This window comes from Arthrobacter sulfonylureivorans (assembly GCF_022637435.1).
GTDB classification, from domain to species: Bacteria; Actinomycetota; Actinomycetes; order Actinomycetales; family Micrococcaceae; genus Crystallibacter; species Crystallibacter sulfonylureivorans.
The window spans coordinates 1,673,245-1,694,365 of the sequence record NZ_CP093326.1 but is presented as its reverse complement, the minus strand read 5'-3'; the positions used below and the strand labels follow the sequence as shown (position 1 = coordinate 1,694,365).

The window sequence follows — 21,121 nt, the reverse complement described above, 5'->3', positions numbered from 1 at the left end:
CACGGCAACAGGACGAGGCGCTTCCAACGGGCGCCGGAAGGATACTGTGCTCAGAGTCATTGGCAAACGCATCGCGTTGCTCATCCCGACGCTCATCGGGCTCTCGCTGCTGCTCTTCCTGTGGGTGCGCAGCCTGCCCGGCGGCCCGGCCACCGCATTGTTGGGCGACCGTGCCACTCCCGATGCCGTGGCACGGATCAACGAGCTCTACGGCTTCGACCGGCCGCTGATCGAACAGTACTTCGTCTACATGGGCAAGCTGCTCCAAGGCGACTTCGGCACCTCGATCCTGACCGGCCGGCCGGTGCTTGAAGAATTCGGCACCCGGTTTCCGGCAACACTCGAACTGACCATCGTGGCGTTGATCTTCGCCGTCGGAATCGGGATTCCGCTGGGGTATCAGGCCGCGAAGAACTACGGGAGATGGCCGGACCACTCCTCGGTGGTCCTGTCGCTGATTGGCATCACCGTTCCGGTCTTCTTCCTGGCCTTCATCCTCAAATGGATGTTCGCCATCAAGCTGCCCTGGTTCCCCACCGACGGCCGGCAGAATCCGCGCATCGATGCAACGCACGTGACCGACTTCTACGTGTTGGACGGCATCCTCACCCGCGAATGGGACGCGGCATGGGACGCCTTCATGCACCTGGTCCTGCCCGGCATCGCGCTGGGCACCATTCCGCTGGCCATCATTGTCCGCATCACCAGGGCGTCCGTGCTGGAGGTCCAGAACGCCGACTACGTCCGCACTGCCAGAGCCAAAGGGCTGCAGGAGAAAACCATCCGCAACCGCTTTGTGCTGCGCAATGCCATGCTGCCGGTGACCACCACGATTGGGCTGCAATTGGGGCTGCTGGTTTCCGGCGCGGTGCTGACCGAGACGGTCTTCGCCTTCAGCGGGATCGGCAGGTTCCTGCGCGATGCCATCTTCAATCTGGACTATCCGGTACTGCAGGGGTTCATTATTTTCATTGCCTTGATCTATTCGCTGATCAACTTGCTGGTGGACGTTTCCTACAGCGTCATCGACCCGAGGGTGCGTGTCTGATGAGCACAACACTTCCTCCCCAGCCCGGCGGCGATACCGACGTCGCTGCACCGGTGCCCGTTGTCCGGGACAGCGGCGGCGGCACCAGCCTATGGAAGGACGCCTTCCGCCGGCTGCGCAAGAACCCCCAGGCGATCGCCGGCGCCGTCATTGTGGGACTGTTCCTGCTGGTGGCGCTCTTGGCCCCGCTGCTGGCCCGCTACGGCGGCGAAGAGCTTCCCGGCCGCACCTACATCACGCCCACCCACATCCCTGGCTTCGGCGAGGTCGACGGCTTCCCGCTGGGGCTGGACCGCTTCGGCGGCGACCTGCTGAGCAAGCTGATCTGGGGCGCGCAGGCGTCGCTGGTCATCGGCGTCATTTCCACCGCCATCGGGCTGGCCGGCGGCCTGCTCCTGGGCATCATTGCCGGCGGTTTCGGCGGCAAGATCGACAACGTGATCATGCGATGCGTGGACATCCTGCTCTCCGTGCCGAACCTGCTGCTGGCGGTGTCGATTGCGGCCATCCTGGGCCAGGGGGCCTTCGCGGTCATGATCGCCATCGGCGTGGCGCAGGTGCCGATCTTCGCGCGGCTGCTGCGCTCATCGATGATTTCGCAACGCAGCGCCGACTACATGCTGGCGGCGCAGACGCTGGGCCTCAGCCGGGGCGCCATCATCATCAACCACCAACTGCCCAACAGTCTGGGTCCGGTGATTGTGCAGGCAACGCTGACGCTGGCCACCGCGGTGATCGACGCCGCCGCCCTGTCCTTCCTGGGCCTGGGCGGCGGGCGGCCGCAAACCGCCGAATGGGGCCGGATGCTCACCTACGCCCAGGCCGAGCTCGGCATCGCCCCGCAACTGGCCTTCCTGCCCGGCCTCTGCATCGCCATCACGGCGCTGGGCTTTACGCTGCTGGGCGAATCGCTGCGCGAAGCGCTGGATCCGAAGACCCGGGCCAAGTAGCCGCGCCGCCGGCCACGCCGGCGCAGCGGCTGAATCGATTCAGCCGACCGGCGTGGCCGGTGGCTGCCTGCCGTTGCGGCGGCGCTGGCGGGCCATGTGCAGCATGGCCGCAAAGCCCGCGATGAAGAACAGTTCCAGCACCAGCAGCAGCCAGACGGCGCCCCACTGGCCCTCCCCCATAAAGATGATCGCGCCGAAGGCCACCAGCACGGTGCCGATCACCAGCACGAAGACTGCAAACCCGGTGGCGACGGCGGCACTTCGCACGCCGGTCCGGAAGCCAAAACCTTCCGGGCGGTGGTCGTCAGGCTCCGGCGTGGATCCGGGTCCGGCTGGCTTAGGACGCAATCTCCGGATCCTCCGCCTCGATGTCCAGTTCGTTGCTCGGTATGGAGGCCAGCAGCCGCCGGGTATAGGGGTGCCGCGGATTGGTGAAGACTTCCTCCGAGCTGGCCGCCTCCACGAGTTCGCCGTCCTTCATCACGCAGACGAAGTCAGAGATCAGCCGCACGACGGCCAGATCATGCGAGATGAAGAGGTAGCTCAGTCCAAGTTCCGACTGAAGGTCGCCGAGCAGCTTCAGGATCTGCGCCTGGACCAGCACATCCAAGGCCGACACCGGCTCATCGCAGACAATCAGGTCCGGCTTCAGCGCCAGCGCCCGGGCAATCGCGACGCGCTGGCGCTGGCCGCCGGAGAGCTCGGACGGGTAGCGGCGCAGCATGCTCTGCGGCAGGGCCACCTGGTCCATGAGTTCCCGGACCCGGGCCGCGCGTTCCCTGGCGTTGCCGCGCTTGTAGGTGGACAGCGGCTCGTCCACGATGCGTTCGACCGTGAACATCGGGTTCAACGACGAATACGGATCCTGGAACACCGGCTGCACCCGCTGCCGGAATTCCCGCAGCTGCGGCTTGGACAGGGTGGCCACGTCCATGCCGTCGAAGGACATGGTGCCGCTGGTCGGTTCGATCAGCTTCAGCAGCATCCGTGCCGTGGTGGTCTTGCCGGAGCCCGATTCGCCGACGATCGCGACGGTTTGCCCGCGCGGAACATCCAGGGTGACGTTCTTTGCGGCGTAGAAATCTTCGGCCTGGCCGCGGATCTTGTACACCTTGGTCAGGTCGCGCAGCTCCACGATGTTGTCCGGAGCCGTCCCGTGGGAGGAGGCCCCGGCGTCGTGGTTTTGGAACACCTTTTCTGCACGGTCTGCCGGCGCCGCCGGGCTGGAGGTATAAGCGCCCGGCAACAGGCGCACGGCCGCCACGCTGGGCGCCGCCTTCACCAACGACCGGGTGTACGGGTGCTGCGGGTCCTCCAGCAGTTGCCGCGCCGGTCCGGCCTCCACCACCGTGCCCCGGTGCATCACCACCAGTTCGGCGGCGCGTTCGGCTGCCAGTCCCAGATCGTGGGTAATCAGCAGCACTGCCGTGCCCAATTCCTGGGTCATCGAGTCGATCTGGTCCAGGATGGTGCGCTGCACCGTCACGTCCAGTGCCGAGGTCGGCTCGTCTGCGATCAGCAGCCGCGGCCGGCAGGCCAGGCCAATGGCGATCAGGGCACGCTGGCGCATGCCGCCGGAGAACTCATGCGGGTACTGCTTGGCGCGTTCCTTGGCGTTGGGCAGTCCCGCCGCCTCCAGCACCTCCACCACCTTCCGGTCCACATCACGCTTGGTCGCCATCCCGTGCACCAGCAGCGTCTCGGCCACCTGCGAGCCGATCCTGGTGACCGGGTTCAGGTTGGACATCGGATCCTGCGGGACCAGGCCGATCTGGCGGCCGCGGATGGCCCGCATCCGGTTCTCCGGCAGCCCCACCAGCTCCTGCCCGTCGAAGCGGATGCTCCCGGCGGTCACCCGGCCGTTGCCCGGCAGCAGGCCGATCAGGGACATGGCCGTGGTCGACTTCCCGGAACCGGATTCACCCACGATCCCCAGCGTCTGGCCCCGTTCCAAGCGCAGCGAGGCGCCCTCCACTGCGGTGACTTCCCCGTACGTCGTGCGGAACGCAACGGCCAGATCCCGGACCTCGAGCAGCGCCGCGTCGTCGGCAAATTCGGTCATAAGTCCATCCTGCCCCATCGAGAGCCGGATGTGGCCTACCTCTCATCGGGAATTCGCCGCTCGGGGTGCAGGACCGGCGTCGATTAGACTTGAGGATCAACCCCGCCTGCCCCGAGGAGCCCGAAGCGTGACACCACTTCCCGCGCGCCGCACCGTGCTGCAGGCCGGCGCAGCGGCAGCGGCTGTGTTGCTCGCCGGCTGCACCTCGGAACCCAGTCGGCCCGCCCCGTCCTCGACGGCGGCTGCCCAGCCGACGGCATCGCCCGAGGACACCACCTTTTCCATGGGAATCGCCGCCACTCCGGTGACCTTGGACCCGGCGCTGGCAGTGGACACGGAGTCCTACCGGGTGACCCGGCAGATGCTGGAAACCCTGATCGGCGTGGATCCGGCTACCGGTGTGCCGGCGCCGCGGCTAGCCGTCGAATGGACCGAGTCGGACGACGGCCGCTCCTACCGCTTCCGGCTGCGCGAAGGCGTCATCTTCCACGACGGCACCGCCTTCAATGCCGAAGCGGTCCGCACCAACTTCGAACGCTGGTATCGGCTCCCGGAGGACGCCCAGCCGGTGGAGGGCGGACTGGCCTTCCGGTCGGTCTTCGGCGCGCTGGCCGACGACGAGGGCGAATCGCTCTACGAAAGCTGCGAGGTGGTGGGACCGCTGGAGGTCCAGCTGAACCTGACGCGCCGGTTCACCGGGCTGGTGGCATCGCTGGCCATGCCGGCCTTCGCCATCTCCTCGCCCGCCGCGCTCAAGGCCGGACGGGCCGACCGGTTGACCGAGGAACGAAATGGCAACAAGGTCTCCCGCTACGGACTGGCTCCGGTGGGCACCGGCCCGTTCGCCTTCGCCAACTGGGACCAGGATCGCGTGGCGCTCTCCGCCTACGACGGGTACTGGGGAGCGGCCGGCGACGTGCGCACCGTGGTGTTCAAGGCGCTGCCGGATCCGGCCGCCCGGCTGCGGGCGCTGCAAGCCGGGGACATCGACGGCTACGATCTGGTCACCCCGGCCACCTACGCGGACCTGGTCCGGGCCGGCATGCAGGTGCTCCAGCGCGACCCGTTCTCGGTGGCGTACCTGGGCATGAACCAGGCCGCCGACGGGCTGAAAGACATCGCCATGCGCCAGGCCATCGCCCACGCCATCGACCGGAAGACGCTGATCGACAGTTTCTACCTGCAAGGCACCACCGAGGCGATGCAATTCATCCCGCGCAGCCTGGGCGTGACCAACGAGACCATCCCGTATTACGAGTACAACCCGGAGCGCTCGCGACAGCTGTTGGCGGAGGCCGGGTACGACGGCGGCGAGCTCACCTTTTACTATCCGCTCGACGTGACGCGGGCCTACCTGCCCACACCCGAGAAGGTGTACGCGGAGCTGAGCCGCCAGCTCACCGCCGTCGGAATCAATATCAAGCCGATGCCGGTTCCGTGGGATGAGGGCTATCTGGAAGCGGTCCAAGGCTCCGACGATCATGCCCTGCATCTGGCCGGCATCAGCGGCAGCTACCGAGACCCGGACAACTTCGTGGGTCCGCTTTTCGGCAGCAAGTCGCTGGAGTTCGGCTATGACAGCGCGCAGATCCGCAGCAAGATTGCCCGGGCCAAGACCTTGCCGGAGGGCGAAGACCGCGTGGACGCGTACCACAGCATCAACGAGCAGCTGGCCCGCGCGGTCCCCGCCGTGCCGCTGGCGTTCCCGATTTCGGCGCTGGCCATGGGGCCTCGGGTGGAGAGCTACCCAGCCAGCCCGCTGCTGGACGAGGTCTACAATCTGATTCAGCTGGGCCCGGCCTAAACTGGGGTGAGGCTACTGCGGCAGCGGCCGCCTCGCAGTTTGACCGCTGCTTTACTACGGCTTTACTACGGCACACCCCGCCGCGTCTGTCTATTGGGTCACAACGGAGACGACAAATTTTAGTCTCGCTGTGGCATCGCGCTAGGCTTCTGAATGCTGGCAAAGCTGCTATTGGAGATTGAAGTTGACTGCAAACACCCCCTCGGGATCATCCAACAACGTCGACGTCGCGCTAATTGGCGGCGGCATTATGAGCACCACCCTCGGCTCCTTCATCAAGCAGCTGCAGCCGGACTGGAGCATCAGCCTTTTCGAGAATTTGGACGAGGTTGGCATGGAAGCCTCGGACCCCTGGAACAACGCCGGAACCGGGCACGCCGCGCTCTGCGAGCTCAACTACACCCCCGCCGCCGCTGACGGATCCGTTGCCACCGCCAAGGCCGTGGGCATCAACGAGAAGTTCCATGTGTCGCGCCAGTTCTGGTCGCACATGATCCGCGAGGGCCACATCTCCTCGCCCAAGGAATTCGTCAATCCGCTGCCGCACATGAGCTTTGTCTGGGGCGATGACCACGCGGACTACCTCAAGCGCCGCTATGAGGCGCTGAAGAACGAACCGCTGTTTGAACAGATCGAGTTCACCGAAGACCACGCCACCATTAACGAGTGGACCCCGCTGATCATGGGTGGCCGCGACGCACAGCAGCGTGTGGCAGCATCCCGCGTCATCGGCGGCACCGATGTGGACTTCGGCTCGCTGTCCCGCAAGCTGGCCGGCTACCTGACCGCCAACGGCGTCGAACTGAACTACGGACACCGCGTGCTGGACGTCTCCCGCAACACGGACGGCCGCTGGACGCTGGAAGTCAAGAACAACGCCACCGGCGAAAAGACCAAGGTCAACGCCCGCTTCGTGTTCATCGGCGCAGGCGGCGGAGCACTGCATCTGCTGCAGCGCTCGGGCATCCCCGAGTCCAAGGGCTTCGGCGGCTTCCCGGTGTCCGGCCAGTTCCTGCGCTGCACGGACGAAACCGTCATTGCCGCCCACAACGCCAAGGTGTACGGACAGGCTTCGGTGGGCGCCCCGCCCATGTCCGTGCCTCACCTGGACACCCGCTTCGTCAACGGCAAGCGCTCCCTGCTCTTCGGCCCGTACGGCGGATTCTCGCCGAAGTTCCTCAAGACCGGCTCGCTGCTGGACCTGCCGCTGTCCGTGCGCCCGTCCAACCTGATCCCCATGCTGGCCGTGGCCAAGGACAACTTCGGATTGGTCAAGTACCTGGTCACCGAGGTGCTCAAGACCCGCGAGGGCAAGAACAAGGCCCTGCGTGCCTTCCACCCGGAGGTTGCGGGCGACCAGTGGGAACTGATCACCGCCGGGCAGCGGGTCCAGGTCATCAAGAAGGACCCGAAGAAGGGCGGCGCCCTGCAGTTCGGCACCGAGATGATCGCCTCCGCCGACGGCAGCATTTCCGCCCTGTTGGGTGCCTCCCCCGGCGCTTCCACCGCGGCGCCGATCATGATCAGCCTGCTGGAACGCTGCTTCCCGCTGGAGTTCAAGGGCTGGGAGCCCAAGCTGAAGGAAATGATCCCCGGCTATGGCGCCAAGCTGAACGAGAACCGGTCGCTGCTGGCCGAGATCACCGCGGACACCGACAAGGTGCTCGAGCTGGCCTGACACCGGTCCGTTACGGCGGTCCAGCCCTGACAAACTAAGCTACATCCCATGCATAAGCTGGCAACGCTGTCCCTGGCGAACCGGGCGCTGATCGCGCTGATTACGGTCTGTGTGGCCGTTTTCGGCGTGATCACCATGGGCTCGCTCAAGCAGGAACTCATCCCCTCGCTGGAGTTTCCGCGGGTCACCGTGGTCAGTTCCATGCCCGGCGCCTCCCCGGAAGTGGTGGACAAGCAGGTCAGCGAACCGCTGGAGCGCGCCCTCACCGCCGTGGAGGGGCTGGAATCGTCCTCGGCGGTGTCACGCACGGGGTTCTCCACCGTCAACCTCACCTTCGTCTACGGCACCAATCTGGACCGTGCCCGCAGCCAGGTGGACCGCGCCATTTCCAACGTCCGCCAGCAGCTGCCCGACGACGTCTCGCCGCTGTCCCTGGCCGGCAGCATCGACGATTTCCCGATCGTCTTCATGGCGGTCTCCTCCGATGTGGACCTGAGCGAGCTGAGCACCGAGCTGAACCGGCTGACCGTGCCCCGGCTGCAGAATATCGCCGGCGTGCGCGGCGCCGAAGTCTCCGGCGGCCCCGGCCGGCACATCGCCATCCTGCCCGACGACGAGGCCATGGCGAAGGCAGGCGTCGGCGTGTCCGCCCTGGTGGACAGCCTCGCCAGCAGCGGCGGGCTGGTCCCCGCCGGGGCCGTGCAGCAGGACGGCAAGAGCCTCTCGGTGCAGATCGGCAGTCCGCTGGACAGCCTGAAAGCCATCGAGAACCTCCCGCTCTCCCCCGCTGAAGCAACGACGGCGGAGCAGCCTTCCGCTTCTTCCTCACCGGGGGCGGGGCAGGCACCGGGACAGTTCCCGGGCCAAGGCCAGCCGGCGCCGCCGGGCAACGCGGCGGACCAGGGCCAGGTTCCGGTCCCGGACACCGTGCCTGGCCAGGCACAGCCCGGCCAGGAATCGGAGGCCGCCGCGGCAGCTCCCGCCACCATCGGCGAGGTGGCCAAGGTGTCCATCGCCGATGACGAGCAAACCTCGATCACGCGGACCAACGGGGACCTGACGTTGGCCCTGGCCGTCACCAAGACGCCGGACGGTGACACGGTGGCCATCTCGCACGCGGTCAAGGACATGCTGCCCGAGCTGGAAGCGGAACTGGGCGACGGCGCGCAGATCACCACCGTGTTCGACCAGGCGCCTTTCATCGAGAAGTCCATCAAGGACCTGACCACCGAGGGCCTGCTGGGGCTGGGCTTCGCGGTGCTGATCATCCTGGTCTTCCTGCTCTCCGTGCGCGCCACCCTGATCACCGCGATCTCCATTCCGCTCTCACTGCTGGCCACGTTCATCGGCCTGAATGCGCTGGGCTACTCGCTGAACATCCTCACTCTCGGCGCGCTGACCATCGCCATCGGCCGGGTAGTTGACGATTCGATCGTGGTGGTCGAGAACATCAGGCGGCACCTGAACTACGGCGAAGCCAAGCGCGAGGCCATCATGGCCGCGGTGCGCGAAGTCGCAGGCGCAATCACGGCCTCCACGCTGACCACCGTGGCGGTCTTCCTGCCGATCGCGTTCGTTGGCGATCTGGCCGGTGAACTGTTCCGGCCCTTCGCCGTCACCACGGCCCTGGCCTTGCTCGCCTCGCTGGCGGTGTCGCTGACGATCGTGCCGGTGCTGGCCTACTGGTTCGTCAAGTCGCCGCAGCCGCAGTCGCGCTCCGATGCGCTGGCGGTGCGCGAAGCGGCTTCGGAGAAGGAACGCCGTTCCCTCCTGCAGCGTGGCTACCTGCCGGTGCTCGCGGGCACCCAGCGGCACCCGGTGGTCACCACCGTGGCGGCCCTGCTGGTGCTGGGCGGCACCGTTGCCATGGTCCCGCTGATGCAAACCAACCTCCTGGGCGACAGCGGCCAGAACAGCTTCAGCCTGCGCCTGAAGATGCCGGCCGGGTCCAGCCTGGAGTCTACCGACGAGGCGTCGGTGCCGGTCGAGGAGCTGCTGGCCGGGATGGACGGCATCCAGGATGTCCAGGTCACCATGGGCAATGCCGGCGGCGGCGTGGGCACGTTCCTTTCTGCGGGCGCCTCGGTGGCCCAGTACACCGTGATCACCGAGGAAGGCATTGATCAGGCCGCGCTGCGCGACAGGGTGCGCTCCGCCGTCGAGGAGTTGCCCGGTGACGCGACGTTTACGCTGGGCACGCAGGGTGGTGGCTTCGGTACCTCCAGCACCGTGGATGTGGAGATCTCGGCCAGCGAACCGGGCCAGTTGCAGGACGCCTCGGACCGGCTGGTGGAACGGCTGCAGGACCTGCCGGGAGCCGCGGAGGCGTCCAGCAACCTGTCCGCGGCCGAACCCGTGGTGCAGGTGTCCGTGGACCGGGCCAAGGCCGTGGCCGCCGGCCTGGACGAGGAACAGGTAGCCGGCCTGCTGGCGTCAACGATCAGCCCGTTGCCCGGCGGCACCGTGCGGATCGGCACCACCGACTTCCCCGTGCTCATCGGCGCAGGCAGCGACTTCGCCAGCATCGACGAACTGCGCGACGTCGAGTTGCCGACAGCCGCCGGACCGGTGCCGCTGACCGATCTGGCCACGGTGAAGGAAACCGACGTGCCGACGTCGATCAGTGCCAGCGGCGGCGAACGCACCGCCGTCGTCTCCGTCACCCCGGAGGGAGATAACCTGGGTGCGCTCAGCGGCGAGGTGGCAGCGGTCCTGGACGGCACCGAGCTGCCGGCCGGTGTCACGGCGAGCCTGGGCGGCGCGGCCACCCAGCAGGCCGAATCCTTCGCGCAGCTGGGCTGGGCGCTGCTGGCCGCCGTCGCCATTGTCTACGTGATCATGGTGGCCACGTTCAAGTCCTTGGTGCAGCCGCTGATCCTGCTCGTCTCCATTCCGTTCGCGGCCACCGGCGCGATCGGGCTGCTGGTCCTCACGCAGATCCCGCTGGGGCTGCCGTCGCTGATCGGCATGCTGATGCTGGTGGGCATCGTGGTGACGAATGCGATTGTGCTGATCGACCTGATCAACCAGTACCGGCGTCCGCATGACGGGCAGCCCGGCATGAGCGTGGCGGACGCCATCACGCACGGTGCGCGGCGCCGGCTGCGGCCCATCCTGATGACCGCGCTGGCCACTATCTGTGCACTCACGCCGATGGCGCTGGGACTGACCGGCGAGGGCGGCTTTATTTCGCAGCCGCTGGCCGTGGTGGTGATTGGCGGCCTGGTCTCCTCCACCGCGTTGACGCTGGTGCTGGTGCCGGTGCTGTACCGGCTGGTGGAAGGCCGGCACGAGCGCCGGACGATCAAGCGCAATACACTCGAGGCAGAACTGGTTCCGGCCGGGCGCTGACCCCGGCGGGTGCCCCCCGAGCCTTGGAGGTACCGCGTATGAGCGAGCCTGACGCAGCGCAAGCCGGCACGCCCGGCCGGCTGGCCCGGTCCATCGGCCGGTTCGTGGACGGGCTTCCGGCGCCGGTGCGAAAGTTAGGCCAGCAGCTGGGCGGCTGGCAGCGGATCCAGCTGGCGTTCAAGACGGCCGTGGCATGTGGCATCGCCTGGTTGATCGCCCGGCAGCTGCCCGGCGAGGTGGCCGACTACCCGTATTATGCCCCGCTCGGTGCCCTGATCAGCATGTATTCCACCGTCGCGGATTCGGTGAAGACGTCCCTGCAGACGCTGGCCGGGCTGCTGCTGGGCATCGGGCTGGCCTGGGTCCTGCTGCTGACGGTCGGCTTGCACGTGCTGACCGTGAGCCTGCTGGTGTTCCTGGGTGTTTTGGTCGCCGGGCTGCCGCGGCTCGGCGCCGGGCGGGACTGGGTACCGATGGCCGCGCTGTTCGTCCTGCTGGTGGGCGGCTCCGATGCCGGCGACTACTCGCTTGGCTATGCGGTGCAGATGGCCGTGGGGGTCCTGGTCGGCATTACCGTGAACTTCCTTTTGATCCCGCCGCTTAACTTCAGCGCCGTGGGCCGCAGCTTGCAGCAATTGCAGTCCGATCTGGCTGGCCAGCTGGAGGAAATGGCCGAAGCACTGCTGGAAGACTGGCCGCCGGAACGCGACGAGTGGGCCACCAACGGAGAAAACATCGTCCGGCTGAGCGAGCAGGTGAGGCAGGCCGTCCAGACCGCCGACCGCAGCCGCAAGGCAAACCCGCGGCGACGGTTCCACGACCGGGATCTGGAGGCCGACTGGTCGAATCTGCGCACGTTGGAACGCGCGGCGTTCCACACCCAGGACATGACCGAGGTGCTCGGCGCGGTGATCTGGGACGATCACCTGCGTATCCCCGAGCCGGTACTCGAACCCATGTCCGAGGCGCTGAAGGCCTCGGCGGCCGCGGTCCGCAGCCTGGCCGCCGACGACCTGCAGGAGAAGCTTGACGCCGCCGACGCGGCCCAGCAGCAACTGGCCCGGGAGCTGGCCGGATCAGTCACCGCGGATACCCCGGCCACGGCAGCCGGTTATGTGGTGGTCAGCCTGGACCGGATCCTGGGCGCCATGCGCCACCAGTTGAGCGATTCCAAGGACTAGCAGCCGAAAACAGCGCTAGGCCCGGGTCGCCACGCGCCCTGACCACAACCCGGCAATGCGGCCGTGCCCCGGCCCACATGACGGCGGGGAATCTTTCCGCCCGACGCGCCGTTGACGACAGTGAATGCAAATGCATGTAAACTGATTTCGAAGCAAGCATCACGAGAGGCACATCATCATGGAACTCGGCGTATTCAGCGTCAGCGACGTCACCCTGGACCCGACCACCAACCGCATGCCCACCGAGCGCGAGCGGATCAAGGCGGCGGTGGCCATTGCCAAGAAGGTCGAAGAAATCGGCATGGACGTCTATGCCGTCGGCGAGCACCACAACCCGCCGTTCTTCTCCTCCTCCCCCACCACCCTGCTGGCCTACATCGCCGCGCAGACCGAGCGGATCACGCTCTCCACCGCCACCACGCTGATCACCACCAACGACCCGGTGAAGATCGCCGAGGACTTCGCCATGCTCCAGCAGCTGGCCGACGGCCGCGTGGACCTGGTTTTGGGCCGCGGCAACACCGCCCCGGTGTACCCCTGGTTCGGCAAGAACATCCAGGACTCGCTGGAGCTGACCGTGGAGAACTACGCCCTGCTTCGCAAGCTCTGGGATGAAGAAGTGGTCAACTGGCAGGGCAAGCACCGCACACCGCTGCACAACTACACCTCCACGCCGCAGCCGCTGGACGGCGTCGCGCCCTTCGTCTGGCACGGCTCCATCCGCACCCCGCAGGTAGCTGAACTGGCCGCCTACTACGGCGACGGTTTCTTCGCTAACAACATCTTCTGGCCGAAGGAGCACTACATGCAGCTCATCGGCCTGTACCGGGAGCGCTACGAGCACTACGGCCACGGCACCGCCGACCAGGCCATTGTGGGTCTGGGCGGTCAGTTCTTCATGCGCAAGAACTCGCAAGACGCGGTCAATGAATTCCGTCCGTACTTCGACAACGCCCCGGTCTACGGCCACGGCCCGTCGATGGAGGACTTCACCGCGCAGACCCCGCTGACCGTGGGCAGCCCCGAGCAAGTGATCGAGAAGACCCTGGCCTTCGCCGACTACTTCGGCGATTACCAGCGCCAGCTGTTCCTGATCGACCACGCCGGGCTGCCGTTGAAGACCGTGCTGGAGCAACTGGACCTGTTCGGCGAAGAGGTGCTGCCGGTGCTGAAGAAGGAGTTCGCCGCGCGCAAGCCGGCACACGTGCCGGACACCCCCACGCACGCCAGCCGCAAGGCCGCCCGCGACGCCAAGCAGGCTGCCGGTGAGGCGGTGGCCAATGGCTGAGTCCTCCAGCCCTGATGTCAGGACGACGGCGGAGGCCTGGGAATCGCTGTTCCGCACCCAGGTGGCGGTCATGCGCCGGATGCAGCAACTGCCCGAGTTCAAGAAGCTCGCGATGCGGGAGTACGACGTGCTCTTCAATCTGAGTTTGTGCCCGGGCGGCTGGAGCCGGCTGAACGAGCTGAATGAGGCGCTGCTGATTAGCCAGCCGAGCCTCAGCCGGATGGTTGACCGGCTGGAAAAGAAAGGCCTGGTTCTCCGCCGCACGGCCCAGAACGACCAGCGGGGCATCGAGATCTCGCTGACCGACGAAGGCCGCGCGCTGCAGAAGAACATTGGCCGGGAGCACGTCAAGCACCTGCACTCCATGCTGGCGCCGCTGCTCACCGAGGATGAGTTCGGCCAACTCCGGGGGCTGACCGATAAGCTGCACTCCGGCCTGAAGAACGACTGACCCGCCAACGCCCGCCCGGATTCACCGGCGCTGTGTCGTCGGTGCTGGGTAGTCGGCGCTGGGTACACCGGGCGCCACATTCACCAGAAGCCGGCTCGGGTGCATCCTCAACTGCGGGAAAAAGGCCCGGTTGCTGCTGCTGATGCGGCAGTAACCGGGCCTTGGTGTTGCCAATGTGGCGCCCAGTGTACGGCAAGCGTCCGGGCCGGGAGATCTAGGCCGTTCGGGTGCGCGCTTCAACCTTCCCGGCCGCGGAAATTTCGGCCGCCCCGGCGTCCACGAACCGGCCCGGCAGCGGAGCGCTAGGCCTTCGCGTCTCCGGCGATCTGCAAGGTCATGATGACCTGCTGCACCGTCTTGAAGCGCTCGGTGGTGATGAAACGCTCCGCCTCGGCGATCAGCCCGTACTTATCCAGCAGGCCGGTCTTTTCGCCCGGCGCCGGCGTGCCGTGGCGCACCGCCGTGCCAAAGGAGTAGACGCCCACGGGTTTCGGGCCGTTGACGGTGTTTTCCACGGTGCAGGCCTGGAATCCGTTGCCAGCAGGTTTGTCGGTCAGCCCATAGGAGCCGAAGTACTTGTAGCCCAGCAGCGTTCGGTAAACGAACACCGGCTCGATGGTGTCAGCGGATGCCACGGCGGGCACTTTGGCCGGTTCGCTGAGCAGCACCCGCAGTTCGGTCACGCCACCCGCGCTGCAGGTGGCCTTCGGCAGCTTCAGCCGGGTGTGCAGTTGGGCGGCCAGCTTGCCGGAAGAGTCGCGGATATCCAGATGAAGTCCGTTATCCGAGGGTTGGCTGGCCTTGACCTGCCTCTGCACCACCCAATCGGCGGGGATTTCGAAGCTGAGCACCCGGTCGGGGTCGGTGTAGACCTTCCAGCCGTCGATGGTGGCTTTACGCACCGGCGCTTTCCCGAGCGGTGCCGTGGTTCCGGAGGAACCGCCCCCGCCTGCCACCGCCGCCGGTGACGCACCCGGGCTGGCCGAGGCACCGCCGTCGTTAGTTGGCAGCAGATTGCAGCCGGATACCAGCGCCACGCAGAGGGCCGCTGCAGCACCACGGCCCAGTAACTTCCCTGTCCTCATGGCCTGCTCCCCCTCTGTCAGGTTCCTACCGTAGCCACTGTGAGGGCCGGTCCGGTAGAGCACCACGCCGTGTCCCGCCCGATACCCACTCGGTACCCGCTCCGGGCTCCACGCGCAGCCGTGACAGGAGCCTACCCGCCACAACGCCGGCCAGCGATATCCGGATAGAGGTTCACTTCTCCCGGCTCCGGGACGGCCTCAGCGACGCAGCGCCTGGACCTCTTTGACCGCGGCGACGACGGAACGGGCTGCCAGCGCGATCTCGGATTCCTTCACGCCGGCGGTAAAGGTCAGCCGCACCGCGGTCTGTGCCACGGCCCTGTCGATGCCCATCGCCAGCAGCACCGCCGACGCCTCGTCCGAGTCGGCCGCGCAGGCGGAACCGCTGGAGCAGACCACCCCGCGGCGTTCCAGCTCCAGCAGCACCGCCTCGCCGGAGGTTCCGGGGAAGCAGAAGGAGGCACTGGCCGGCAGCCGTTCGGTCCGGTGCCCGGTCAGCACCGTGCCCGGCAGTTCGCGCAGCACTGTGTCGATGAGGTAGTCACGGTAGCCGGTGAGCCGTGGCACGTCGGCCGCCCGGTCGCCGTCCGCCAGCGCCAGCGCCGTGGCCACGGCGACCGCGCCGGCAACGTTCTCGGTGCCGGACCGCCGGCCGCGTTCCTGTCCCCCGCCGTGCAGCACCGGCTCCAGCGGAAGCCGGCCGGCAACGTAGAGCAGGCCGCAGCCTTTGGGCGCACCCAACTTGTGGCCGGACACGCTCAGCGCGTCCACGCCCAGGGCCGAGACGTCCAGGTCCAGCCAGCCGGCGGCCTGCACGGCGTCGGTGTGGAACGGCACGCCCGCGGCCCGGCAGAGGGCGCCGATCCGGGCAATGTGCTGGATGGTGCCCACCTCGTTGTTCGCGTACATCACCATGCACAGCGTGGTGTCCTCGCGCAGCGCAGCTTCCAGTGCGTCCACGCGGACTGTGCCCGCGGCATCCACCGGCACCCGCGTGGCCGCGAAGCCATGGAACCGGACGAGGTAGTCCACCGCCTCCAGCACCGACGGATGCTCCACCGCGCTGGTGACGATGTGCCTGCCTCGTGGGGCAGCGAGCGCGATCCCTTTGATCGCCAGGTTGTTGGATTCGGTCCCGCCGGACGTGAAGATGATCTCGCCGGGACGGCAGCCGAGCACCTCCGCCGCCTTGCCGCGGGCATAGTCCAGCGCCCGCAGCGCCGCTTCGCCCACGGTGTGGTGGCTGGACGGATTGCCAAAGTCCTGCGTCAGCGCCGGCCACATGGCCTCCAGTACCTCGCGGCGCACCGGCGCCGTGGCCGCAGCATCCAGATAAATCACGACGACGCTGCCCCGCCGGCCACGGGAGCTGCCTGCCGCTCCGCGGGGTCCGCAGCGATGCGGATGTCCAGGCCCAGGTCCAGCGACCGGACGCTGTGGGTCAGCGCGCCGGAGGAGATGATGTCCACCCCGGTCCGTGCGATTGCGGCCACGGTCTCCAGCCGGACATTGCCGCTGGCCTCGACCAACGCCCGGCCGGCCACCTGCCGGACGCCGGCACGAAGCTCGTCCAGGCTGAAGTTGTCCAGCATGATGGTGTCCACGCCCGCGGCGAGCACCGGCTCGATCTGCTCGGCCCGGTCCACCTCCACCTCGAAGTGCATGGTGTGCGGCAGCCCGGCCTTCGCCGCCCGCAGCGCCTCGGTCAGGTCGCGGGTGCCGTCCGCCGTGAGAACGGCCAGATGGTTGTCCTTGGCCATCACCGCGTCGGAGAGCGAATAGCGGTGGTTCTGCCCGCCGCCGCAGCGCACCGCGTAGCGCTCCAGCGCCCGCAGCCCCGGCGTGGTCTTGCGCGTGTCCACCACCCGGGCTCCGGTACCGGCGGCTTCGGCGACGAAGGCCGCCGTCTGGCTGGCGATCCCGCTCAGCCGCTGCAGCAGGTTCAGTGCCACCCGCTCGCCCAGCAGGATTGCCCGGGCGTTTCCGGACAGCACCGCCAGCACGTCTCCGGCGTCGAAGGCGGCACCGTCAGCGGCCTTCAGGTCCACCTGCACGGACGGGTCGACTTGGCGGAACACCTCGGCCAGCACCGGACCGCCGGAGAAGACGCCGGGTTCGCGGGCGGCGAGCTCGGCGGTGGCCGTGGCGTCGGCAGGGATCAGCGTGCTGGAGGTGATATCGCCCCACGGCGCATCCTCGGCGAGCGCCCCGGCGACGATTCGCTCCAGGGCGGTGCCGTCGATCGGCTGGATGTCGATCGGCTGGATAGGGGTCATGGCTGCTCCTGCAGGATTCGCTGGGACGTTGGGAAGTAGTCGGGCGCAGTAACCGTGCGGCCGTTGACGAAGGCCAGCCGGGCACGGTCGGCCGGCGCCTGGCTGTGGTCGCTGCGGAAATGCGCGCCGATGCTGTTCTGCCGCGCGGCGGCGGCCGCCACCACCAGCCGGGCCACCGTCAGCAGGGCTGCGTCCTCGGTCGAGGCGGCACCGGTGGCCGGCAAATGCCACTGCGCCAACTGCCGCGCAGCCTCCTGCAGCGCCTCACCGTTACGGACCACGCCGGCGGCGGCGGCCATCACGGTCTGGATCTGTTTCCGCGTGCCCGGCGTGGTTCCGGCGGCCGGCACGGTACCGGCACGATGCACCCCGGCCGCATCGGTCGGGCCGTCAACATCGAGCGGCACCGCGTCGAACCCCGGTGTATTGTCCGGCCGGTCCAGCGCGGCGACGGCGCGGCGGGCGAAGACAAGCCCTTCCAGCAGCGAGTTCGAGGCCAGCCGGTTGGCGCCGTGCACTCCGCTGCAGGCCACCTCGCCCACCGCGAAGAGTCCGGGCACCGAGGTCCGCCCATGGGCGTCGGTTTGCACGCCGCCCATCCAATAATGCGAGGCCGGACGCACCGGCAGCGGCTGGCTGGCCCAGTCGAAGCCGAGCGAGCGGACCGTTGCATCGATCAGCGGGAACCGCGCGGCCAGGAAGCCGGGGCCCTTCTCCCGCTCCACACCGGTGGCGTCCAGGAAGACCTGCGGCACCAGGCCACGTTCCTCCTGCAGCCTCAGCTGCTGGTGGATGCAACGCGAGACCACGTCCCGCGGCGCCAGTTCGGCGGCCGGGTGCAGTGCCGGCATGAACCGCTCCCCCGCCGCGTCCACCAGCACGGCGCCTTCGCCGCGCACCGCTTCCGAGATCATGAACGGCCTGCCGCCGGTGGCCGCCGGGTCCAGCAGGGTGGGGTGGAACTGGATGAACTCCAGGTCGGCCAGCACCGCACCGCCGTGCCACGCCAGCGCCACACCGTCGCCGGTGGCCGTCGCCGGGTTGGTGGTGGCCGGGAACAGCTGCCCCGCTCCGCCGGTCGCCAGAATCACGACGTCGGTGTCCAGCTGCGCGGGCACCGCACCGTCACCTTCGGTCCGCACATCCAGCAGTTCCACTCCGGTGACGCGGCCGCCGCCGGTCAGCAGCCGCCGCACCGTGGTGTGTTCGAGGATCTCCAACCGGCCGGCTTCGGCCAAGCGTCGGCCCACCCGGATCAGGACTTCGGTGATGCCGGCACCGGTGCGGTCGCCGCCGGCATGCAGGATCCGCGCGGCCGAGTGCGCACCCTCCAGCCCGAGCGAGAATCCGCCGCCGTGCCGGTCGAAGGCCACGCCCCAGTCTTCCAAGGTGGCGATCTCCCGGGCCGCGCCTTCGCACAATAGGCGGACGGCGCCGTCGTCGTTCAGCTGCGCGCCCGCGGTGAGCGTGTCCGCCACGTGCGCCGCCACGGAATCCCCCGCCGCAATACCCTGTGCGGTCACCGCGGTGATGCCGCCCTGGGCGTGCCAGGTGTTGGACTCGGCGAGCGCGCCCTTGGTGATCAGGGTGACGGCGGTGTCCGCACGTTCCGCGGCGAGCGCGGCGGCGTAGAGCCCGGCGATGCCGGACCCCACCACCACAACGCGCCGGGCCGGTTTCCCGTTCACGGCTTGGCTGCCAACATCCGTTCCAGCGCCACGCGGGCGGGGACGGCCACGGAATCGGGCACGGTGATCCGGTTGAGCACCTCGCCGCCGGGAAGTTCTCCGGTGCCGGCATACGCCTCGAGCACCCAGGCCAGGTAGCCCGGGTGGATCCGGTACATGGTGGAGCACGGGCAGATCACCGGGTCCAGGCAGAAGATGGTGTGCTGCGGGTACTCGGCGGCCAGCCGGTTGACCATGTTGATCTCGGTGCCAATGGCGAAGGCCGTCGGTTCGGTAGCCGCGGCCACCGCCTTGCGGATGTAGTCGGTGGAGCCGGCCTCGTCCGCGGCATCCACCACCGGCATCGGGCATTCGGGGTGCACGATCACCCGGACGCCCGGGTGGTCGGCGCGGGCCTTGTCGATCTGGTCCACCGTGAAGCGCTTGTGCACCGAGCAGAAACCGTGCCATAGGATCACGCGCGAGTCCAGCAGCGCGGCTTCGTCGTTGCCGCCGAGCACCTGGCGCGGGTTCCACATGGGCATCTGCTCCAGCGGCACGCCCATGGCCTTGGCGGTATTGCGGCCCAGGTGCTGGTCCGGGAAGAAGAGCACCCGGTGGGCGCGTTCGAAGGCCCACTCCAACACCGTCTCGGCGTTCGATGAGGTGCAGACGATCCCGCCGTTCTCGCCGCAGAACCCCTTGAGCGCGGCCGACGAGTTCATATAGGTAACCGGGATGACCGGGACCTTGCCGTCCGCGTCCGGCCCGGTGCCGAGCACGCCGGCGAGCTGGTCCCAGCATGCCTGCACCGAATCGATGTCCGCCATGTCCGCCATCGAGCAGCCGGCCGCCAGGTTCGGCAGGATCACCGCCTGGTCGGGGCCGGAGAGCATGTCCGCGGTTTCGGCCATGAAGTGCACGCCGCAGAACACGATGACCTCAGCCGCCGGCTTCTCCTTGGCGGCCCGGGCCAGCTGGAAGGAATCGCCCACGAAGTCGGCGTACTTGACCACTTCATCGCGCTGGTAGAAGTGGCCCAGGATCACCAGCTTGTCGCCGAGCTTGTCCTTGGCGGCGAGGATCCGCGCGTCCAGCTCTGCGTCGCTGGCCAGCCGGTATTCGGCCGGAATCTCGCCCTGCCGCGGGGTGGCGGCCGGCGCCGGGTCGGCCAACGACGCGCCAGGCCCGTACGACGGCGCCCACGCCCCGCTCGCCGACGCGGTGTCGAAGGACCATGGCCCTTCGGCCAGGCCGGGCGTGCAGGTGGACGCGGGCGCGCCCGAGCCGGCGGCCTGCGCTTCCTCGCGGGTGATCAGCTGGATGGTGCTGTTGACCGATGGCATGGTGTTCTCCGTTGTTTTTAGCAGTTGGTCAAGTCTGGGAGTCGGTGGGGCAGGCTAGGCGGATGGGCTGCCGCTGAGCTGGGCGGCACTGCCGGTGTAGCGGTAGAGCCGGGGCGGCCGGTGCCGGCCGCCTTGCAGATACTCGTCGGTGGGTTCAATGTCCGGCGTGGCACGCAGCTGGCGACGGAAGTTGGCCGGATCCAGCTGCTTGCCCAGTACTGCCTCATACACTTCGCGGACCTGGGCCAAGGTGAACGTGGAGCCCAGGAAGGCGTAGGCGATGGAGCTGTATTCAACTTTGTTGCGCAGCCGCCAGAGCGCGTACTCCACGATCCGGTTGTGGTCGAACGCCAGCTGACCAAGGTCATCGGCGCGCACCCAGCGGACATTCTCTGTTTCGCGGGCAAGCGCCGCCTCGTCCGGCTTCACCAGGGCCCAATAGACAATCGAGACCACCCGCTGGACCGGTGAACGGTCCAGGCCGCCGAAAGCGTAGAGCTGCTCCAGATAACTCGGCTGCAGCCCCGTGGTCTCCTGTAGGTTCCGTGCCGCCGCGTCCTGCAGCGATTCGTCCGGGCTCAGCGGCCCGCCAGGCAATGCCCAGAGATCGCGGAACGGCTGGCGGGTACGGCGAACCAGTGGCAACCACAGAGTGGGGACGCCGGCCTCCGGATCCGGACGGAGGGCGAAGATGACGGTGGAGATGGCCAGTTCCGGGGGCTGCTGCGCGCGCTCGGACACATTGGCCGAATAGATCGGCATGGCTGGCTCCCTCCGGAATAGAGTAAAAGTCATAATGACTAGAACAGATAATAGCGCGTTAAGGTCACTTTGACCCAATCAATTCCACCGCCCGCAGGAATGTGACGTGGCCACTGCTGTAGCCGCGGCAGCAGCCATACTTACGCACCGCGACCGGCACCGCCGCTACCTT

Annotated in this window: 16 protein-coding genes; 8 read left to right on the top strand and 8 right to left on the bottom strand. The window is 67.8% G+C overall.

Annotated features, from left to right (window positions below; genetic code table 11):
* The first annotated feature begins 46 nt into the window (after positions 1–46).
* Positions 47–1,048, top strand: coding sequence for an ABC transporter permease (locus MNQ99_RS08065; RefSeq protein WP_127511529.1), 1,002 nt, complete (start codon positions 47–49; stop codon positions 1,046–1,048).
* Positions 1,048–1,998 carry an ABC transporter permease gene (locus MNQ99_RS08060; RefSeq protein ID WP_241915057.1) on the top strand — a complete coding sequence of 317 codons (951 nt, stop codon included), beginning with the start codon at positions 1,048–1,050 and terminating at the stop codon, positions 1,996–1,998. The genes MNQ99_RS08065 and MNQ99_RS08060 overlap by 1 nt, the downstream gene beginning before the upstream one ends.
* 39 nt (positions 1,999–2,037) lie before the next feature.
* Here the strand turns inward: MNQ99_RS08060 and MNQ99_RS08055 are convergent, their stop codons facing one another.
* Positions 2,038–2,346 (bottom strand): hypothetical protein, encoded by a 309-nt coding sequence (locus MNQ99_RS08055; protein WP_127511527.1) that lies wholly within the window; start codon positions 2,344–2,346, stop codon positions 2,038–2,040.
* A complete protein-coding gene (locus tag MNQ99_RS08050; protein WP_241915056.1) occupies positions 2,336–4,060 on the bottom strand; it encodes an ABC transporter ATP-binding protein in 1,725 nt (574 codons plus the stop codon). The genes MNQ99_RS08055 and MNQ99_RS08050 overlap by 11 nt, the downstream gene beginning before the upstream one ends.
* 127 nt (positions 4,061–4,187) lie before the next feature.
* On the opposite strand from MNQ99_RS08050, the gene MNQ99_RS08045 reads away from it, so the two are divergent.
* From MNQ99_RS08045 to MNQ99_RS08020, 6 genes are all read left to right on the top strand, one after another.
* On the top strand, positions 4,188–5,864 hold the full coding sequence (locus MNQ99_RS08045) for an ABC transporter substrate-binding protein (RefSeq protein ID WP_241915055.1): 1,677 nt from the start codon (positions 4,188–4,190) through the stop codon (positions 5,862–5,864).
* Between the two features lie 184 nt (positions 5,865–6,048).
* Positions 6,049–7,542, top strand: coding sequence for a malate:quinone oxidoreductase (locus MNQ99_RS08040; RefSeq protein WP_241915054.1), 1,494 nt, complete (start codon positions 6,049–6,051; stop codon positions 7,540–7,542).
* Positions 7,543–7,590: 48 nt separating this feature from the next.
* On the top strand, positions 7,591–10,893 hold the full coding sequence (locus MNQ99_RS08035; RefSeq protein WP_241915053.1) for an efflux RND transporter permease subunit: 3,303 nt from the start codon (positions 7,591–7,593) through the stop codon (positions 10,891–10,893).
* Between the two features lie 38 nt (positions 10,894–10,931).
* Positions 10,932–12,074: an FUSC family protein gene (locus MNQ99_RS08030; protein WP_241915052.1), complete on the top strand. Its 1,143-nt coding sequence runs from the start codon at positions 10,932–10,934 to the stop codon at positions 12,072–12,074.
* Positions 12,075–12,252: 178 nt separating this feature from the next.
* Positions 12,253–13,362, top strand: a complete 1,110-nt coding sequence (locus MNQ99_RS08025; RefSeq protein ID WP_127511521.1) for an LLM class flavin-dependent oxidoreductase — start codon at positions 12,253–12,255, stop codon at positions 13,360–13,362.
* The gene (locus MNQ99_RS08020; protein ID WP_127511520.1) at positions 13,355–13,813 is read left to right on the top strand and encodes a MarR family winged helix-turn-helix transcriptional regulator; all 459 of its coding nucleotides are present in this window, start codon (positions 13,355–13,357) and stop codon (positions 13,811–13,813) included. The genes MNQ99_RS08025 and MNQ99_RS08020 overlap by 8 nt, the downstream gene beginning before the upstream one ends.
* A gap of 302 nt (positions 13,814–14,115) precedes the next feature.
* Here the strand turns inward: MNQ99_RS08020 and MNQ99_RS08015 are convergent, their stop codons facing one another.
* From MNQ99_RS08015 to MNQ99_RS07990, 6 genes are all read right to left on the bottom strand, one after another.
* Positions 14,116–14,898, bottom strand: coding sequence for a hypothetical protein (locus MNQ99_RS08015; RefSeq protein ID WP_241915051.1), 783 nt, complete (start codon positions 14,896–14,898; stop codon positions 14,116–14,118).
* A gap of 198 nt (positions 14,899–15,096) precedes the next feature.
* A complete protein-coding gene (locus MNQ99_RS08010) occupies positions 15,097–16,239 on the bottom strand; it encodes a cysteine desulfurase family protein (protein ID WP_241915050.1) in 1,143 nt (380 codons plus the stop codon).
* Positions 16,236–17,174: a carboxylating nicotinate-nucleotide diphosphorylase gene (gene nadC, locus MNQ99_RS08005; RefSeq protein ID WP_241915049.1), complete on the bottom strand. Its 939-nt coding sequence runs from the start codon at positions 17,172–17,174 to the stop codon at positions 16,236–16,238. Before nadC ends, MNQ99_RS08010 begins: the two co-directional genes overlap by 4 nt.
* Positions 17,171–18,862, bottom strand: a complete 1,692-nt coding sequence (nadB, locus tag MNQ99_RS08000; protein ID WP_241915048.1) for an L-aspartate oxidase — start codon at positions 18,860–18,862, stop codon at positions 17,171–17,173. The genes nadC and nadB overlap by 4 nt, the downstream gene beginning before the upstream one ends.
* Positions 18,859–20,187 carry a quinolinate synthase NadA gene (nadA, locus tag MNQ99_RS07995; RefSeq protein WP_241915047.1) on the bottom strand — a complete coding sequence of 443 codons (1,329 nt, stop codon included), beginning with the start codon at positions 20,185–20,187 and terminating at the stop codon, positions 18,859–18,861. The genes nadB and nadA overlap by 4 nt, the downstream gene beginning before the upstream one ends.
* 54 nt (positions 20,188–20,241) lie before the next feature.
* Positions 20,242–20,949 (bottom strand): NUDIX hydrolase, encoded by a 708-nt coding sequence (locus MNQ99_RS07990; protein WP_127511514.1) that lies wholly within the window; start codon positions 20,947–20,949, stop codon positions 20,242–20,244.
* Between the last annotated feature and the right edge of the window lie 172 nt (positions 20,950–21,121).

Excerpts from the sequence above, each read along its gene's own strand:
- MNQ99_RS08020 (WP_127511520.1), top strand. The coding sequence starts at position 13,355 with ATGGCTGAGTCCTCCAGCCCTGATGTCAGGACGACGGCGGAGGCCTGG.
- MNQ99_RS08025 (WP_127511521.1), top strand. The coding sequence starts at position 12,253 with ATGGAACTCGGCGTATTCAGCGTCAGCGACGTCACCCTGGACCCGACC.
- MNQ99_RS08030 (WP_241915052.1), top strand. The coding sequence starts at position 10,932 with ATGAGCGAGCCTGACGCAGCGCAAGCCGGCACGCCCGGCCGGCTGGCC.
- MNQ99_RS08035 (WP_241915053.1), top strand. The coding sequence starts at position 7,591 with ATGCATAAGCTGGCAACGCTGTCCCTGGCGAACCGGGCGCTGATCGCG.
- MNQ99_RS07990 (WP_127511514.1), bottom strand. The coding sequence starts at position 20,949 with ATGCCGATCTATTCGGCCAATGTGTCCGAGCGCGCGCAGCAGCCCCCG.
- MNQ99_RS08015 (WP_241915051.1), bottom strand. The coding sequence starts at position 14,898 with ATGAGGACAGGGAAGTTACTGGGCCGTGGTGCTGCAGCGGCCCTCTGC.
- nadA (WP_241915047.1), bottom strand. The coding sequence starts at position 20,187 with ATGCCATCGGTCAACAGCACCATCCAGCTGATCACCCGCGAGGAAGCG.
- MNQ99_RS08050 (WP_241915056.1), bottom strand. The coding sequence starts at position 4,060 with ATGACCGAATTTGCCGACGACGCGGCGCTGCTCGAGGTCCGGGATCTG.
- nadC (WP_241915049.1), bottom strand. The coding sequence starts at position 17,174 with ATGACCCCTATCCAGCCGATCGACATCCAGCCGATCGACGGCACCGCC.
- MNQ99_RS08060 (WP_241915057.1), top strand. The coding sequence starts at position 1,048 with ATGAGCACAACACTTCCTCCCCAGCCCGGCGGCGATACCGACGTCGCT.